Raw genomic sequence first — 17,800 nt, 5'->3', positions numbered from 1 at the left:
TCACGCTCCCGTCTCGTCGAACAGCGCCAGCCGGCGTTCGTCGACCGCCGCCACGAGTGCGTCGATCGCCGCGTCGGGGTCCTCCTCCTGGATCGCGTACCCGCCGGTGATCTCTTTCAGGTCTTCGGTCATGATCCGGCTGACCTCTTCGCTTTGATCCATGTGCAGCGTCGGCGCGGTGTGAACCGGCAGCCCGAGCGTCAGCGCCCACGTGCCGATGCTCACGGCCTTCTCGGCGATGAGCTCCGGCGCGCTGGCGGCGACGGGCAGCTCCCTGGTCGGGACGTCGGCGCCCTCCGAGATCGCCCGGACCAGGTTGCCGATCCGGGAGTTGTCGACACAGGAACCCATGTGCCACACCGGCGGCAGGGGGCCGTCGAGTCCGGCGGCGTCGCCCAGCGCGTGCAGCACCTCGGCGAGTCCGTCGCCGGCGAGTTCGTCGGTCCGGGCGGGGTCGAGATAGCCCGCCTGGGCGGTGACGTGCCCGATGCAGCCGGTGACGATCGGCAGCACGTTCTCCTCGAGCAACCCTTCGATCAGTCGTTCGGTCATGTCGGCGGTGCGCTGTTTCGGATTCGGACAGCCGACAATCCCGACGATCCCTTTCAGCTGGCCGGCTGCGAGCGCGTCGACGACCGGCGCGACCGGATCCTCCGGAGAGGCGGCCTCCAGCACCTCCAGCACGTAGTCCTCCGAAATGCCCACCAGCGCGCTTGTTCGTTCCTCGGGGATCTCGACGTCGTACTCCTGTCTGCTATTGCGGTCCTCGTAGGCGGCGATCCCCCGCTGGACGATCTCGCGGGCGTCCGCCTCGGCGGTCTCGGGGTCGAAACTCACGTGTTCGGCGCCCGGAATCCGGACGTAGTCGGTCGTCGTCAACAGCTTCGTGTGGTGACACTCGATCACGTCGCCGATGCCGGGCCAGATGCACTGGATATCGGCGACCATCGCGTCCAGCGCGCCCGTGGTGACGGCCAGTTCGGCCTGGGTGCTGTGGGCCGCAAGCGGGATCCCCCGCCGTTCGGCCAGCTCGTTGCCGGTACAGCAGATCCCGACGAGGTTGATCCCCTCGGCTCCCACCTCGCGAGCTGCCGGCTCGAGTTCGTCGGCCATCTCGACGATCATCTCGCTGAGCACCGGCGAGTGGCCGTGGACCGCGATGTTCACCTGGTCCGCCTCGAGGGTACCCAGGTTCGCCTCGGTCTCGACCGGCTGCGGCCGGCCGAAGACGACGTCCTGGAGGTCGGTGCCCATCGTGAGGCCGGCGTAGCCGTCGGCCATCCCCGCCTCCAGCGCCCCGGTAAGCAGGTGGGCCGGGTCGGCGTCGTTGCCCTGTGTCGTCCGGTGCATCGCCCGGGCGACCTCCATGTCGACGCTCGGTTTCGGCTGGATCCCCTGCTCTCTCAGGAACTCTCGCTGTTCGTCGGGCATCCGGTCGAGCCAGTTGAGCGTCTCGCCTGCGCCCTGGAAGTCTTCGACCGCGGCCTCGGCGACCAGCTTCGCGAGTTCGTTTTCGTCGTCGGTTTCGGCCTCGATCCCCAGGTCGGCGGCGATCTCCTCGAGCTTCTCTGGGTCCTGGATGTCGTACGCCGACAGCCCGCCGTCGGCGATCTCTTCGAGCACCTCGACGATTTCGCGGGCGTGGTCGGCGTGACTCGCGGCACCCGCGGCGATCTCCCGGTAGAGGTTCCGCGCGGCGACGGTCCCCGGCGTCGCCCCGCAGACCCCCCGGTCCATTCCGTGTGCCCCGTCGGTCACCCGGCACGGACCCATGTAACAGATCCGGCAGCAGCCGCCGCCGACGCCGAACGGACACTGCGGTTGGCTCTCCTCGAGACGATCCTCCGGCAGTTCGTACTCTCCGTCTGGCTGGGAAGACATCGGTCCTTCCCGAAGACGTACACGCTGCTGCGTAATGAGGGGGACCCGCGGTTGTCACGACGGGGGAGGGAGCGACATGCTTATAATCGGGTTAAATACACTCGCCGTGTCAGCTCCCGGGGTGGGCCCCGGAGCCGATGGAGAGCGTAGTCGATCCGGCGGCGATCCGCCGTCCGGCCAGGGCAAGCGCGTGATGCTGCAGGAGGTCCGTCTCGATTCTCGGCTCGTACGTCCCGAAGATCCGTTCGGGGATGTCGTCGAAGCCGGCGTCGCCATCCACTCGACCGAGACACACAAGGAGGTCCACAGCGACCGAGATACTCGACGGCACTGTCCGGTCACGGGTCGGCTGGGGGTCGGCGATCAGGGTGTCGTCGCGATCTGTGGGAACGAATGACAGTCGATCGTCGGACAGGAACTTCTCGAGGAGCGTTCTCCCCACGTCGAACGCGAACTCGCGGTACGCGTCGTCACCGGTCGCCTCGTAGCACCGCAGTGCCCCCGTCCCCAGAAACGCGTAGTCGTCCAGATAGGCGACACCCCGGCTGTGATCGTCGTCGACGTATCGGCCGGTGAGCCGTTCGCCGTCCCACAAACGATCCTGGACGACATCGAGAGCGGTGGTCGCTCGCTCGGCGAGTGCCCCGTCGTCGAGAACGAGTGCCCCCTCTGCAAACGCGGAGACTGCGAGACCGTTCCAGCCGGCAAACATCCGTTCGTCCCGAGCGGGAGATCGACTCCGGCGACGACGCGCGTCACGGAGCCGTTCACGTCCGCGGCGGAGTTGGTCGAGAACGGTCTCCGTCGAACGGTCGTACTCCTCGGCGAGTTCCTCGATCGAGGTAGCGATTCGTGGGACTGATCCATCGCCGCCACCGTTCTCGATTCCGTACCTGTCACGGAGTAGTGCTGTGGAGGTCGGGTCGTCAACAGCCGCCTCGATTTCCCCGGCAGTCCAGGCGTAGTACGATCTCGTCGGGTTGTTGTCGGCCGACTCTCTCTCGGCCCGGTTGTCGGAACCTGGGCCGATCTCTCCGATTCCGGCGGAGAACGCTCCGTCCGTCCTCGAGAGATCGCGCGCGATGAACTCGAAGGTTCGGCGCGCGACGTCTGCGTATCGTTGCTCGCCGGTGCTGTGGTGTCCGGACAGGAACGCTCGGGCGATCTCTGCGTTGTCGTACACCGTCTTCTCGAAGTGAGGGGTCCGCCACTCACGCTCGGCACAGTGTCTGAAGAACCCTCCACCGACGTGATCGTGTAATGTTCCGTCGGCCATCGCGTCCAGGGTTCTGATCGCGACACGCCGGTGGTCCTCGGATCCGGCGACGAAGAGAAGTTCGATTCTGGCTGGTTCGGGGAACTTCGCCCCTGTTCCCCACCCTCCGTACTCGTGATCTGCCGTTCGTACGGCCAGGTCGGCGATCCGCTCGACCGCGTTACGGTTCGTCGGCCCCGTGTTCGGGACGGTTTCCAGCTCCTCGACGGCGTATCCGGCCCACTCCTCGGCTCGGGCTTCGATCTCCTCGCGGATCTCGGGGGTCGGCCACTTCTGGGCAATCATCTCGAGGAGATCCGGGAACCCCGGTGCCCAGTCCTCGTGCTCGGGTGGGAAGTACGTCCCCACGTAGAACGGCTTCCCCTCCGGGGTCAGCCACGCCGAAAGCGGCCAGCCGGTCTCGCCGGTGACGGTCCGGGAGATCGTCTGATAGATCAAATCGAGTTCAGGGCGCAGATCGCGGTCGACCGCGATCGGAACGAACTGCGCGTTGAGCAGTTCTGCGACGCCCTCGTCGCGGAAACTCTCCTCGGCCATCACACGACACCAGTAGCCGGTATCGTATCCGATCGAGAGAAAGATGGGGGCGTCGTACTCTCTGGCGGTTTCGAGCGACTGCTCGTCCCAGGGTTGCCAGTTGACGGGGTCGTCCGCGCGCCGGCCCCGATACGACCCGACTCCAGTCAGACGGTTCGAATCCGTCGGTCCCGTCATGACTCACGTGGCCTTGCCGCGCAACTCCGTTCGATCATCTGCGTCCAGAGACGGGCTGTTTCGTTCCGATTGACCGGGCGAGGAGGGTTCCGGTGTCGTCGTCGAACACCAGCACGTTTTCGTCGTCGACGAACAGGCCGACCTGCTCACCCTCGTCGAGCGGCGCGTTCGCCCTCGTAACGGCACGGAACTCCCCTTCCGGGCCGTCGACGGTGGTGTGTGCCCGGTCGTCTACAGGTTCGAACAGCGACAGCTCCCCGGAGAGATGTCCCTCGTCGGGGTCGCTGACTACCTCGACGTGCTGGGGTCGGATGCCGACCGTTACCGAATCGCCGGGCGAGGACGCCGTGTCGGGTTCGAACTGCACCTCGAACTGTGTGCCGTGGAACGTCACGACGGCTGTATCGTCGTCGACTGTGTCGATGATCCCCTCCAGGTAGTTGATGCTGGGATTGCCGATGAACGTCGCCACGAAGGTGTTGGCAGGCCGGTTGTACACCTCGTCAGTGGTTCCGACCTGCTTGATGCGGCCGTCATTGAGCACGACAACCCGGTCGGACATCGTCAACGCCTCCTCCTGGTCGTGAGTGACGTAAATCGTCGCCTTGCCGAGGCGCCTGTGGACGCGCTGGATCTCGCGGCGCATCTCGATTTTTAGCTGCGCGTCGAGATCCGACAGCGGTTCGTCCATCAGGAACGCGATCGGGTCCTGGACGATCGTGCGTGCCAACCCCGTCCGCTGTTGTTGACCACCCGAGAGTTCGCCCGGATACTTGTCCAGGAGTTCCTCGATCTGCATGACTTCGGCGGCTTCTCTGGCGGTCTCGTGTCGCGCACTTTTGTCGACCCCGTCGATCTTCAGCGGATACGCGATGTTCTGACGCACCGTCATGTGCGGATACAGGGCGATGTCCTGGAACATCATCGCGAGGTCCCGCTTGTTTGCGGGGACTTCGGTGATGTCGACTCCGTCGAACTCGATCGTTCCCTCGGTCGGGATCTCGAGTCCAGCGATACATCGAAGGGTGGTCGTCTTTCCGCACCCCGACGGGCCGACGATCGAGATGAACTCCCCGCTTTCGATCTCGAGATCGATGCCGCCGACGGCGACTTCGACACCGCCTTTCACGCTGTATTCCTTGCGTATATTCGACAATTCTATTTTTGCCATTATCGGAGTACCTCCGGTTGAGTTACAGTTCGTCCGTGTCGTGTGTGCGTAGTGGAGTTCACAGTGCACCACCGGCGGACATGCCGTGAACGTAGTACTTCTGGAGGAAGTACACGAAAACCAGCGGCGGGAGCAGTGCGACCGCACTTCCGGCAAGCACGAGGCCCCACTGGATCTGCCCGCCCGCGAAGAAGCTCGCCTCGATGCCCGTCGTGATGACGTACATGTCGAGGTCGGTCATGAGGATCAATGCCATCGTGTAGTCGCCCCACGCGAACGCGAACGCGAGGATCGCCACCGCGATAATGCCGGGCTTGGCCATCGGCAGTGCCACGTCCTTGAACGCCTGGAACCGGGTCGCGCCAGCCATCTGTGCCGACTCCTCCAGCGAGTACGGCACGTTGAGGAAGAACTTCCACATGAGCCACAGTGAGAACGGCAACACCCGGGCGGTGATCGCGAGAATGAGGCCCAGGTACGTGTTGATCATTCCGATGTTGCTCCAGAGGATGTACATCGGGATCGCCAGCAGTACCGGCGGGAACATGTAGGTGAACAGCACTCCCCGGGCGAACGTCCGCTTGAACGGGATGTCGATACGCGTCAGCCCGTAGCCCCCCAGCGTCGCGGCCGTCGTCGCCATGAAGACGACTCCCACAGTCACGATCACGGTGTTTCGCAAGTAGATCGGGAACCGGGAGTCGAAAAACAGCGTCGAGAAGTGCTCCACCGTCACTGTCGAGGGTAAAAGCGACGGGTTCCGGGTGATGATCTCGCTGATCGGCCTGACGGCGGAGACGAGCATCCACAACACCGGAAGCAGGATCGCCATCGTCACCATCGCGATCCCGATATAGAGGATCGATCGACGGAGCAGTCGACGGTGGCGGTACCGGAGATGTCGCCACAGCGGGATGTTTCCCCGGTAGTCCATGATCGTCGCGTTCGCGTCGTCGGTGTCGGTGTCCAGGCTCATTCGGCACGCACCTCCTCTTCGGGTTCGAGGACGTAGAAGTACGTCAGTGCGCCGGCCCCGACGATCAGGAACAGCAGCACCGAAATGGCCGCAGCGTCGCCGAGGGCGGTTCGCTCGAACGCGATCTGGTAGGCGTAGATCACCGAGATGCGCGTCGAGTCGCTCGGGCCGTCACCCGTGAGGATCCAGATGATGTCGAACTTGAAGAACATCCAGATCCCGTCGAGGAGGATCACCAAAAAGAGCACACCCCTGAGGTTCGGGAGGGTGATGTCCCTGAACCGTTCCCACGCGTTCGCGCCCATGATCTTCGCGGTCTCGTAGTGTTCCTTTGGAATCGACTGCAACCGCGCGTACACCATGATCGTCACAAGCGCGTAGAACTTCCAGCTGTTTACTGCGGCGACCACGTACAGGGCGGTATCGGGGTTGCCGAACCAGGGACGGGTCGTCTCCAGGATTCCGAGGTCGACGAGGGTCCAGTTGACGATCCCGAACGTGGAGTTCATCATGTAGCCGACTCCGAACCCGAGGATCGCGGTCGGGATCAGAAACGGAAGGAACAACACCGCACTCACGAACTTCTTGTACGGGAACGTGTAATTCAAAAGGAGCGCGACCGCCGTTCCGATGGTGACGTGGAGCGTGACGGACACCACCGCAAAGGCCGCCGAAAGTCCGAGGCTCTCCCAGAATACGCTGTCGGCGAATAGGTAGTGGACGTAGTTTTCTACGCCGACCCAGGTCCATTCTGGATCGAACGCGTGGATGTCGTGAAAGCTCGCACCGACGGCCCACAGGATCGGAAACGCGAGGATCAACGTAAACAGAAGGAAGACGGGAAGTACGGTGAGCGCGATCATCATGTAGCGCTGTGAGAGGAACTCGTAGAGCGCGTCCTTCCGCTCTCGAGAGACGGGAAGTGAGAATCCGACGTCAATCATCCTGTGTTTCCTCCGTTTCACGCCGCTTGTCGACCGATTTCATTGATTGTCCGGACCTCCATTTTCCGAGTGGCCGATCACCGGAGTATCCACTCCGGATTGCGGGACGACAACACGGCTTCCCCCAGCCACGCGGTGCCGTTCAGACGATTGGGTACGTGCCGGCACCGTCAGATCTCCGCGAGATGGTTCTCACGCAGATTCTCGGCGACCTCCTCCAGGACATCCTGGTGGTCGCGCTCCTCGGCAAGCGCCTCTCGGACGACCCGTCCCATCGGATGGCTGACGTTTACCTCGAACGCACGCGGATTGACGGGATCGACCTCGGTTCCCCAGTCGATGAACTCAGATTCCTCGAGACGGTGCGTCTTGAGGTCGGATTCCCGCCAGGGGGAGTCGTCTTTCATCGTTTCCCAGTGTTCGTCGAACAACTCGTGTTCGGCAACCGACGTGAGCAGCGGATCCTGTTGGAGGTCCTCGGCGAAGTAGTAGCCCATGACGTTCTCCGGGTGAGCGAGGAACTTCAGGAACTCTTTGCCGACCTCAGTGTTTCCGTCGGCCGTGACTGCCTGTCCCTGAATGTTCCCCCACTGGCGACGGTCCATCCCCTCGGGTACCGCGGGGTCGGTTTCGGTGATGTGCTCGGCGACCGGCGAATCCAGCGAGAAAATTTTCAGGTGCGTCCCGACCCAGTGTGCCTGGTAGGCGGCTTCCGCACCAAGTGCGGTAAAGAGCTCGTCGTAGAACGCGTCCGTGTTCTCGTTGGAGTACTCGTAGAGCTCTTCCATGTGATCGAGCGCTTCACTCCATCGCTCGGCGTGTTCTCCCTGGTCGAGAACGACCTCGAGTTCGCCGTCGTCGTCGCGGTCGAAGACTTGCGCCCCGAGGGTCCACCCGTTGGTCAGCAACTGCATGTCGTTGGCCCACAGGCCGACCCGAATCGGCATGAAGTACCCGCGCGTGCCGCCGGGACCCTCGTCGTGTTCGGCGGCCATCTCGAGTTCTTTTTCCCAGGTGTTCGGTTCGATGTCGAAGACGTCGTCGCGGTACCAGTTGCCGAAAATATTGGCATGGAGCGGAAGGTACTGGTCTTCGCCGTCGAGCAGGATCCGGAACTGGTCGTCGAACTCCTCGTCCCAGACGCCCTCCCAGTACTCGATTACCTCCGTGTGATCTGCAAGCTGGCCCTGTTGACCCAGCGACGACGCGATGTTGAGGGACGCGTGGGTCACGTCCGGTGGATCGCCCGCCTGCACCATCTGGATGATCCGGTCCCGATACCCCTCGGCGTGCCCGGCGAACTCGATTGTGACCTGTGCGCCCGTCGCCTGCTGGAACCGGTTTGCCACTCGCTGCCAGTACTCCTGGTACTCGCGGTCCGACGACTCCGCGAGATAGTAAATCTCCTCGCCGCTGAAGTCCGGCCAGTCCTCGCCGGGGACGTCGACGTCTTCGGGTTCCTCGGGCTCAGCGGGCTCGTCCGGATCGTCTCCGCCGATGCACCCTGCGATCGCACCGGTTCCGGCCGCGCCGACTGATGCGACGAAGTGTCGACGGGAGACGATTGACGTGTCGTGCGGTTTGTCAGTGCTTGTCTCACTTCGCATAAATGTCGGTTAATATGTATATCAAATAAACATTTTGTAAACTTACAAATATGAAGTAACATGGGGATAAGGGATATTCGTCGACGTAAATGCATCACAATCCAACAAAAGTAGATGCTGCGGGGCACACAGAGGGTTCCCCTCAAAACTCCCTAGCGGTGAAGGAATTCGTCCAGTTGACCTATTCTCCACTCCGGGCGACGAAGATTCCTCGGGGGGAAAACGGCCGGGTTCGAACAGTCAGTCGGAACGCGAAACTGGTCTCTCCAGTAATCATTTAGGGTATTGTCAGAAACAATCCGATATGCTCCACGCCAGAGGGCCGCTGCTCACCGTCGACGTCGGTGAGCGAACGGCGTCCCGGATCGACGTTGACGACGTGCTCGAGCGGTTCGTCGGCGGCAGAGCGGTCGCGACCGCACTCGCTCACGATCGGATCCCGTTCGATGCCGATCCGTTCGGGCCCGAAAACCGGGTGTATCTCTCCACGGGACCGCTCCAGCAGAGTCAGATGTCCTTCACCGGACGGATGAACATGACCGGCCTGTCGCCGTTGACCGACGGGCTGGTGTCGACGAACGCCGGGGGGTTCCTCTCTCGGGAGTTCGTCGGGGCCGGGATCTCGACGTTCGAACTCGTCGGCAAAAGCGACGAACCCCTGTTGGTCCACGTTACCGACGACGGGGTCGAATTCGAGGAGGTGCCCGAGCTCTCGGACGCGCTCGTTCCCGAGGTTTCCGACTACGTCGCGGAGACGCGCGACCTCGGATCCGAAAACTGTATCGCGATCGGTCCGGCGGGCGAGAACCTCGTCCGGTTCGCGGCGGTGATGACCGCTGACTCGCGCGCGTTCGGACGTGGCGGGCTGGGTGCGGTGCTGGGCGCAAAGAACGTCAAGGGAATCACCTTTACGGGGGACTCCGAACCGACAGTCGAGATCCCGGACCCTCCGGAGTCGGAAATCCATCGCGAGGCTGCGACCGCAGACGACATCAGGAAACGGCAGGGGACGACCGCCAGCACGGAGATCCGAAACGAACTGTACTCCCTTCCGACCCGGTACTTCAGTGAGTACAGCTTCGAAGATGCCGAAGGGATCGCAGGCGACGCGATCGAGGCGAAAAAATACAAGCGAGGGACGTGTTCCGCCTGCGCGTTTGCCTGCAAGCTTCCTCTCCGGGACGAGGAGACGGGCTTCGAGACGGAGGGACCGGAGTTCGAAACCACCTTCTCGTACGGCTCGAATCAGGGCGTCGGCGACCTCGTCGAGGTAATGAAGGCCAACGAACTCTGTGACACCCTCGGGATGGACACCGTTTCCGCCGGCGTGACTGTCGCGGCCTACATGGAAAGCGAGGGCGAGTTCGGGAACGCCGAACTCGCCCAGGAACTCACCGAGAAGATCGCGTATCGGGAGGGGATCGGCGACCTGCTGGCGGAGGGGGTTGCACGCTGTCACGGTGAACTTGGCGTCGAAAACTGGACCGTCAAGGGACTCGAGTTCCCGGCCCACGACGGGCGCGTGCTCCACGGACAGGGGCTCTCGTATGCGGTCGCCAACCGGGGGGCGGATCACATGTATTCGGTCATACTCAAACAGGAGTACAACGGCGACATCGAGCGGGAAGGCACGCTCGGGAAGGCAGACACGCTCGTCGAAATGGAGGACTATGCCGCGTTCCGCGACACCGGGATCGTCTGTGAGTTTAGCGACGGCTACGTGAACGAGGACCACCTCAAACAGCTGTTCGGCGCCGACTACGAGGAGCTACTCTCGATCGGAGCCGAAACCGTGGTCCGGGAACGGCACTTCAACAACCAGCGAGGGTTCGACCGCGACGACGACCGGATCCCCTACGAACTCCCTGATCTCGATGCGGCTATCGGCGAGTATTACGACGCCCGCGGGTGGAATGACGACGGAACAGTTCCTGATGGAGCCGTCGAGCCGATCGCGGCGTCGGTAGACTGATCTCGACGGATCGAAAGAGCGTTCCCCTCGGTGGGAGCAATCGACTATCTCCTGGTCCCGTCGATGTTTGCCGCGAGCTCGCGTGCTCGCATCCGTATCCGGTCGGCCTCGACGCCGACGTGTTCGCCGTCGTCGTACAGCACCTCCCCGTCGACCATCGTGAACGCGACGTCGTCGCCGTGGGCGGCAAACACCAGATGCGACCGGATATCGTGGACCGGCGTCGCCCGGGCGGCGTCGGTCGACAGCCCGACGACGTCCGCCTTCCAGCCCTCTCGGAGCGCGCCCACCCGTTCGAACCCCGCCGCCCGTGCGCCGTTCAGGGTGGCCATCTTCAGGACGGTCCCCGCCGGTGTTGCCGTCGGATCTAGCGTCTCGACTTTCTGGAGCAGGCTCGCCTGTCGCATCTCCGTGAACGGATCAAGCGTGTTGTTGCAGGGAGGTCCGTCGTTCCCGAGCGCGACGTTGATGCCCCGATCGAGGTAATCCGGGATCGGAGCCACCCCGGAGGCGAGCTTCATGTTCGAGGAGGGACAGTAGGTGACGTGAGTCCCCGTCTCCGCCAGGAGTTCGCGCTCGGATTCGTCGGTGTGGACACAGTGGGCGAGCACGACGTCTTCGCCGGTGAGTCCGACCTCGTCGAGCCAATGGACGTTCCGCAGTCCCGTTTCTTCTCGGACGGTTTCCACCTCTTCGGGGTTCTCGCTCGCGTGCGTGTGGATCCTGACGTCGTCGTGTGTATCGGCCAACTCCCGGGCGCCGCGGAGGCACGCCTCCGTACACGATACTGCAAACCGTGGCGTCACCGCGTACTTGATCCGGCCGTCGGCGGAGCCGTGGTATCTCTCGAGGAGTCGCTCCGTTTCCCCGAGAGCCTCGTCGGTGTCCTCCTGGAGGCCCTCGGGGCTGTTCTTGTCCATCAGCACTTTCCCGAGCCTGCCGCGGATGCCCAGTTCGATCGCCGCCTCGAACGCCTCCTCGGCGTGGTGGACCGACAGGTGATCGATCACCGTCGTCGTCCCCGACTCGATGCACTCGAGATATCCCAGCTCCGCTGCGGCCCGCATCGCCTCCGCACCCATCCCGGATTCCATCGGCAACACGTGGTCGAACAGCCACGACAGTAGCGAGGTGTCGTCGGCGATCCCCCGGCCGAGCGACTGCACCGAGTGGACGTGGCCGCCGACGAGCCCCGGCGCAACGATGTCGAACGCCCGCCGCTCGTGGTCGGGATAGCGTTCGAGCAGTTTCGAGCGCTCGCCGACGGCGACGATCCGGTCGTCCTCGGTCACCACCGCCCCGTCTTCGATGGTCGTCCCGGCGTCGACGACGACCGTTCCGGAAAGCAGCATACCCGTCCGGGAAAGGAGGTCCGTGCCAAAGAACCTGACCGTTTCAGTCGAGTTCCGGTTCTCGCTCCGGAAGGGAGTCCTTTTGGGGATGGCTACCGCAGTGAACCCATGGAGAACCCCGACAACCCGACAGCGACGATCAACACCAACTTCGGCGCGATCGAGGCCGAACTGTACGAACAGCGCGTCCCCCGAACCGTCGAGAACTTCATCGGGCTCGCGACCGGCGACAAGGAGTGGGAGGACCCCGAAACCGGCGAGACCCGGACGGATCCCCTCTACGAGGACGTCCCGTTCCACCGCGTGATCGGCGGCTTCATGATCCAGGGCGGGGACCCGACTGGAACCGGCCGCGGCGGTCCCGGATACACGTTCGACGACGAGTTCCACGACGACCTGAGCCACGACGGGCCGGGCGTGTTGAGCATGGCGAACCGCGGTCCCGACACGAACGGCTCCCAGTTTTTCATCACGCTGGCCGCCCAACCCCACCTCGACGGGAAACACGCGGTGTTCGGTCGGGTGATCGACGGGATGGACGTCGTCGAGGACATCGGGGCACTCCAGACCGACGGCGCCGATCGACCCGAGGAGGAGGCCCTCATCGAGTCAATCGACGTCGATCGCTGAACGGGTGTTACAAGGACTGTAACACGTTTTTGAAGCTGTAACACGTATCGTTAGCTACGTATAGGTGGTCGGCGATCGAACGACGACGTACGGGAGCGGACGAGCTCCGGTTCGTCCGACGCTCCCGCCGAAGCCGGATCGGGCACCACCGAACGCGTCGTCCTGTGCTCTCCCTGACGCAAACCTCTGACATTTCGGCCGCGATCCAGGCTGCCCGGCGGTCGACCCTCCCCTGCTTCGACCGTCTCCGGCTTCCGATAGGTACCATCGCCGCTGGCGCTGGCTCGAGGGGAACCGTCAGCGTTTTCGTCCGCCGACTGGCCGTTCGAGTGCAAGCTCCTCCCCGTCGCTCAGCACCTCGTCGAGCGGGACCGTCCGGGACCGGTACCGATCGTACTGTTCGTCCGCCCAGTCGAACAGCTCCGGCGAGTCGGATTCGACCACGGCCCGGACGTTGTTCTCGTCGTCGTACGCGCCCAGGCAGGTCCACTCTTCACACAGCATGAGGCCGAACTCGATCGGCTCCGGATGGACCCGAACCTCGACGTCGCCGTTCTCTACGGCACGGTCGACGGCGTCGGGGAATCCGGCCCGAGACGCCTCGAGTACGCCGGGGTCGATCGTCAACTCGAGGTGTCCACCTCCTTCGATGAACTCGCCGGCCGCCTCGTTGAACACCTCGGCGACGATGGGCGTGACCGCACGCATCCGGTCTGCATCGGCCGTCGAGATGAGCTCGACCAGCCGCTGAACTGTCGCGAACGGGTCACGGTCGCGTGCGGCGGTGATTTCGGCGCTTTTCAGGGCACTCCACGGGAGATCGTCGGCGATCGGTCCGATGTGGGACGCGAACGGTCCGAGTTCGCTGGCCCGTTCGAGGTCTGCACGCAGCGACTCGTACGCGCGATACACTCCGCGACCGGTGACGGTCACCGTGTATCGACGCCCCCGCTTGACCACCCAGTCGCGCTCCAGATAGCCGGCGAGGATCCGCTGGACGGTCGTTCTGGTGGCGTCCACCCGGTCTGTGAGCTCCGTCGGTCGCAGCGGCTCTTCACACAGCGCTGAGAGGATTTTCGCACGAACCGGTGACCCGGCCAGATACTGAACGTCGTCGTGTGCGGCCATCGACCGACCGGAGCTACGGGAGTCTGAATGAAATACGTTGTCGTCGACCGTTGCAAGGTGCCACTCGGCTTCGACCTACTTGCGCGACCATATAAGCGTTCCCGGAAACCTTTATGACTGGCCGTGTGTGTGAATAACTTGCATAGTATGTTCGAACGGTTTTCCAGCGGATACTACCTCGGGGAAATGTACGTCGAACCGCACGACGGCGACTACGCGGTGCTCAACCGTGCGGATCACGAGCGGGTAAACGAGCAGCTGTATGCGACAGGTGAGGGGCTCGAACGGCTCGACGCGCCGCTCGTCATGAAACTCGACGGCCGACATTTCCCTGTACTCGGTGACGGCGACGTTCCGACCGGGACACTCGCGCTCCCGCCGACGTACACCGAACGCAGGCTTCCGGCGAGCCGCGAGGTGCTGCTCGCGAAGGCCGACCGGGCCGTCGAACTCCTCCGGTACGCCGGCTGGGAGCCGTCCGCCGGAACCTGATCGGCTGGGGTTTTGATCTCCGTTCTCCGTTTCCTGTTCCCCCCTGTTTCAAGTCCACGCGGGACCGCTCCCCGGTATGATCGACAGGCTGTTGGGCCGCGCGGAACTGAAAGCGCGGATCGACGAGCTCGAGGAGGCAAACGAGCATCTCGAGCGACAGCTCGAAGCCGAATCCGATCGTCGGGCCGACGCCGTGACCGAAAGACAGCGGGCCGAAGAACGGATCAACCGTCTCGAGGATCGGGTCGAAGAGCTCCAGGATCGCGTCCGCCGGGCCGAGGATAATCGCGACGAGGGCCTGTCGTTCCGGCACGTCGAACGGTGTCGCGGGCGCCGTCTCGAGTCGGTCCTCGACCGGCTCCGCAGTCTCGAGGGTCCACAGGAGGGGATCCTGACGGCGTACGTCGACGGGGACGTTCCAGAGCCCGTCCGGGAGCTGCTCGGCGACAGGAGCCCGCTCGTTCGCGACGCCGCCCCGGCGCTGGTTCTCGCGGACGACGCCGGAGTCGTCGCCGCCGCGATGGTCCCGCCGCTGCCGCCGGAGCCGTTCCTCGAGTGGGACGATCGGTTCCGCCTTCCCAGGCGGTGGTTCCGGCCGACGGGACGGTTCGGCTTCGGGCTCGTCCGATCGGACACGTGCGCGTTCGGGATCTACGAGGGCGAGGAACTGGAAGCATTCGAGGGGTTCGAAAGCGACGTGATCTCGGATCACTCGAAAGGCGGGTTCTCGCAGGGGCGGTTCGAGCGCCGCCGGGACGAGCAGATCGACGCCCACCTGGATCGGGTCCGGGACGTGCTCGAAGACCGGGATGGGGATCTCGACCGGACGATCCTCGTCGGCGAGGGGACGCTACTCTCGCGGCTGGCGTCCGAGGCGGACGTCACGGCGACTACAGATGCGGGTGGGGCCGATCGGGACGCTCTCGGTGACGCGTTCGCGGAGTTCTGGACGACGAAACTGTACGGGCTGTGAGGTGATCACTCGGTTTCGGTCTCGTTTTCGAGGGTGTACTCCTCGATGTGGGGCGTCTCGGTCGGCTGGATCTCGAGACGTGCCACCGTCGTGTCCTCGCCGAGGACGGTCAGGAGGAACGGTTCCCGCGGGGATACGATCCACTGCTGGCCGTCGACGTCGGTCGTTCCGACAGTTTCGCTCCGGACGGCGTCGCCGACGGTGACAGTCGCGCCGATCACCGGATCGTCGGTCTCCGCGTCGAGGACGGTCACCCGGACGGGCCCGCCGGGATACGACCGGTCGACGGTCACGTTGAGCCCTTCCTGGACGTCGGCGACGGGCACGTGACCGGTAGTGTTCTCCAGGGGGATCCGCTGGTGATCGATGAACACCTGTTCGCTGCCGCCGTCGACGAACGTCGTCAGTTCGCCGCCGGCGTGTGGCACCTGGACGATGAAGATGCCGTCAGAGCCGATGGAGTCGGCCCCCTGGCGGGTCGCGGCGATTTCGGGGTAGCTGCCGAACGTCACGCGCTCGGCACCCTCCAGGTCCATCGAACCGGTCGTCGAACGGTCCAGCCGGTCGGGGACTTTCGCCTCGCGGACGTACTCGCCGTCGTGTATCATCGACAGCACGACCGCGTCGCCGCCGGATTCGACGAACACCCGTTCGGAGGAGTGTTCCCCCTCGAGTATCCCTTTCGCGTGGTCCCGCACGGGGCCGCCGTAGGTTCGCAGCTGGAAGTCGATGTTGTTCGCCCGCGCATCGACGCTGAAGTCCGGGGTTTCGTCCGCCTGTTCGCGGAGCATCGCGAGCCGCTCGCGGAGGAGCTGTGCCTCCATGCTCACGCGAGCGAGCCGGACGACCAGTTCCCTGGCGTCGATTTCACCTGCACCGTACGCCTCGACTGCGGCACGTTCCCGTCCGTTGAGCGTTATTTCCTGCTGCTCGATCTCTGAGATCTCTGCGAGGATCTGGCGCTGGCGTTCGTCGGTTTCTTCGATCGCTTCGAGCTGTCGTTCCATCGCGTCCGTGCCGAGCTTCACGCCAGTTGCGTTCGCACCGAAGCCGACAGCGGGGCCGATATCGGCGTGTTCCCGCCTGACCTCGGAGCTGTCGACTTCGTCGTCCGGGATTCCGAGTACCCGGGTAGCGTTCTCGTTGTCGGACTCGAGCTGTCTGGTCTCGGCCCCGACGCCGACAACAGCGCCGTCGTAGAGGGGGGCGTCGTCGGCATCGACGGCTGGCTGGGCCCCGTTTGCGTCCGGGACGAACGCGCCGGCACCGGCCGTGCCGACGATCAGGAGGACCGAAAGGAGGATCGGGGCGGCCTTCATCGTACGATGGCTTTTCAACCGGCGCTACAAAAACTCTCCTACGCCGGCCCGTATTCCCCCGGAAGCATGGAAAGCGTTTTGCCCGGGGCCGGATAGTTTCCTCCATATGCGGCTTTCCGCCCTCTTGGCCGTGGCCGTGCTGCTCGGTGCGCTTGCCGGTACGGTCGCGATGGTTCCCGCGGCGGGTACCTCCTCACCGACCGCGTTAGCCGACTCGCCGACGGCTCCAGTCGACGCCTTGCAACCGTCCGTCGACGGAGATCAGACGCAGACTCTCGGCAGCCTCGGCGGATCCGAGAACCCTCCCGAAACGACGATCCGCGTCGTGCTTCACGAGGATCGAAACGCCACCTGGAACGTGACGGTCGAGTATGGACTCGAAACCGACACCGAGCGGGACGCCTTCGACGACTTCGCGACCGACTTCGAAGGCGGAACCGCGGACGCCCCGTTCGACGTCGAGACGTTCGAACGGATCGTCTCGGTCGCCGACGACTCCACCGACCGGGAAATGGCGATGACAGACGTCCGTCGGACCGCAGAACAGACGGAGGACGTCGGGACGCTCCGCGTCGAGTTCACCTGGACGGCGTTTCTCGCGACCGACGGTGATCAGCTCGTTCTCGACGACGCGTTGACGACGGCAGCCGACGAACCACTACTCGGATCGCTCGAATCGAACCAGCAGCTCGTGATCGTCACGCCGGACGGCTACCAGGTGGACACCACGCCGGGTGTGAACCCCGATCTCAGAGAGGGTAACGCGTGGCTCGAAGGGCCACAGCTGTTCACTGCGGAGGATCGTCTGATCGTCACGTACAGCCCCGTCGACACCGATCCGACTCCGGGAACGCCGACCGAAACAGCCGACGGCTCCTGGGAAATCATCGGCGGCGCGTTCCTGATCGGGGCGGCGATCCTGATCGCCGCGCTGCTGTATCGTCGCAAGACGGAGGGCCCGGACGTCCCGTCCGATGCGGTCGTACCGACGGCAGGGGAGAATTCCTCCGGCGACACGCCGTCGCCGACCGACGAGGGCGCCGTGGAGTCGGATGGCCGGGAGGGGGCCGACGACGAGGTCGATCTCTCGCTGCTCTCCGACGAGGAGCGGGTCGAACGCCTGCTCGAGCAACGCAGCGGCCGGATGCGACAGGCCGCGATCGTGGAGGAGACGGGGTGGTCGGACGCGAAGGTGTCCCAGCTCCTCTCGACGATGGCCGAGGACGGACGGGTAGAGAAGCTCCGCCTCGGCCGGGAGAACCTCATTTCGCTCCCGGAGGACGCCGACGAGGGCGAAAACGGCGACACCGACGCCGAAGAGTGATCGCGTCTCCCGTTGATTTCAGTTGAACCGCGAACGGAGGG

14 protein-coding genes are annotated in these 17,800 nt (G+C 64.2%); 5 read left to right on the top strand and 9 right to left on the bottom strand.

The annotated features are described in order from the left end of the window. The 6 genes from cooS to AArcCO_RS13760 all read right to left on the bottom strand — a co-directional run bounded on the left by cooS (nt 1) and on the right by AArcCO_RS13760 (nt 8,569). Nucleotides 1-1,881: an anaerobic carbon-monoxide dehydrogenase catalytic subunit gene (gene cooS, locus AArcCO_RS13785; protein ID WP_259534075.1), complete on the bottom strand. Its 1,881-nt coding sequence runs from the start codon at nt 1,879-1,881 to the stop codon at nt 1-3. Nucleotides 1,882-1,990: 109 nt separating this feature from the next. Beyond that, the gene (locus tag AArcCO_RS13780; protein ID WP_259534074.1) at nt 1,991-3,871 is read right to left on the bottom strand and encodes a thioredoxin domain-containing protein; all 1,881 of its coding nucleotides are present in this window, start codon (nt 3,869-3,871) and stop codon (nt 1,991-1,993) included. 34 nt (nt 3,872-3,905) lie between these two features. Then, nucleotides 3,906-5,042, bottom strand: a complete 1,137-nt coding sequence (locus AArcCO_RS13775) for an ABC transporter ATP-binding protein (RefSeq protein ID WP_259534073.1) — start codon at nt 5,040-5,042, stop codon at nt 3,906-3,908. A gap of 58 nt (nt 5,043-5,100) precedes the next feature. Then, nucleotides 5,101-6,018 (bottom strand): carbohydrate ABC transporter permease, encoded by a 918-nt coding sequence (locus AArcCO_RS13770; RefSeq protein ID WP_259534072.1) that lies wholly within the window; start codon nt 6,016-6,018, stop codon nt 5,101-5,103. Then, nucleotides 6,015-6,962, bottom strand: coding sequence for a carbohydrate ABC transporter permease (locus AArcCO_RS13765; RefSeq protein ID WP_259534071.1), 948 nt, complete (start codon nt 6,960-6,962; stop codon nt 6,015-6,017). Before AArcCO_RS13765 ends, AArcCO_RS13770 begins: the two co-directional genes overlap by 4 nt. 170 nt (nt 6,963-7,132) lie before the next feature. Beyond that, a complete protein-coding gene (locus AArcCO_RS13760; RefSeq protein WP_259534070.1) occupies nt 7,133-8,569 on the bottom strand; it encodes an ABC transporter substrate-binding protein in 1,437 nt (478 codons plus the stop codon). 304 nt (nt 8,570-8,873) lie between these two features. Here AArcCO_RS13760 and AArcCO_RS13755 point away from each other — a divergent pair, with 304 nt between their 5' ends. After that, on the top strand, nt 8,874-10,541 hold the full coding sequence (locus AArcCO_RS13755; protein ID WP_259534069.1) for an aldehyde ferredoxin oxidoreductase C-terminal domain-containing protein: 1,668 nt from the start codon (nt 8,874-8,876) through the stop codon (nt 10,539-10,541). Nucleotides 10,542-10,585: 44 nt separating this feature from the next. Here AArcCO_RS13755 and AArcCO_RS13750 read toward each other — a convergent pair whose 3' ends face one another. Beyond that, nucleotides 10,586-11,893 (bottom strand): 5'-deoxyadenosine deaminase, encoded by a 1,308-nt coding sequence (locus AArcCO_RS13750; RefSeq protein WP_259534068.1) that lies wholly within the window; start codon nt 11,891-11,893, stop codon nt 10,586-10,588. A 108-nt stretch (nt 11,894-12,001) separates the two neighbouring features. On the opposite strand from AArcCO_RS13750, the gene AArcCO_RS13745 reads away from it, so the two are divergent. After that, the gene (locus AArcCO_RS13745; RefSeq protein WP_259534067.1) at nt 12,002-12,523 is read left to right on the top strand and encodes a peptidylprolyl isomerase; all 522 of its coding nucleotides are present in this window, start codon (nt 12,002-12,004) and stop codon (nt 12,521-12,523) included. Nucleotides 12,524-12,820: 297 nt separating this feature from the next. Here AArcCO_RS13745 and AArcCO_RS13740 read toward each other — a convergent pair whose 3' ends face one another. After that, nucleotides 12,821-13,651, bottom strand: a complete 831-nt coding sequence (locus tag AArcCO_RS13740; RefSeq protein ID WP_259534066.1) for a helix-turn-helix transcriptional regulator — start codon at nt 13,649-13,651, stop codon at nt 12,821-12,823. Between the two features lie 147 nt (nt 13,652-13,798). Between AArcCO_RS13740 and AArcCO_RS13735 the strand changes: the two genes are divergently transcribed. Both AArcCO_RS13735 and AArcCO_RS13730 read left to right on the top strand, forming a co-directional pair. Further along, entirely contained in the window at nt 13,799-14,143 is a 345-nt protein-coding gene (locus tag AArcCO_RS13735) for a DUF5802 family protein (RefSeq protein WP_259536455.1), read from the top strand. Between the two features lie 76 nt (nt 14,144-14,219). Continuing rightward, nucleotides 14,220-15,116 (top strand): Vms1/Ankzf1 family peptidyl-tRNA hydrolase, encoded by an 897-nt coding sequence (locus tag AArcCO_RS13730; protein WP_259534065.1) that lies wholly within the window; start codon nt 14,220-14,222, stop codon nt 15,114-15,116. Between the two features lie 5 nt (nt 15,117-15,121). Here the strand turns inward: AArcCO_RS13730 and AArcCO_RS13725 are convergent, their stop codons facing one another. Then, nucleotides 15,122-16,435: a DUF7096 domain-containing protein gene (locus AArcCO_RS13725; RefSeq protein WP_259534064.1), complete on the bottom strand. Its 1,314-nt coding sequence runs from the start codon at nt 16,433-16,435 to the stop codon at nt 15,122-15,124. Between the two features lie 106 nt (nt 16,436-16,541). Here AArcCO_RS13725 and AArcCO_RS13720 point away from each other — a divergent pair, with 106 nt between their 5' ends. Beyond that, nucleotides 16,542-17,759: a helix-turn-helix transcriptional regulator gene (locus AArcCO_RS13720; protein ID WP_259534063.1), complete on the top strand. Its 1,218-nt coding sequence runs from the start codon at nt 16,542-16,544 to the stop codon at nt 17,757-17,759. The last annotated feature ends 41 nt before the right edge of the window (nt 17,760-17,800 follow it).

Source organism: Halalkaliarchaeum sp. AArc-CO (assembly GCF_024972735.1).
Lineage (GTDB): Archaea > Halobacteriota > Halobacteria > Halobacteriales > Haloferacaceae > Halalkaliarchaeum.
This window is presented reverse-complemented; position numbering and strand designations above follow the sequence as displayed.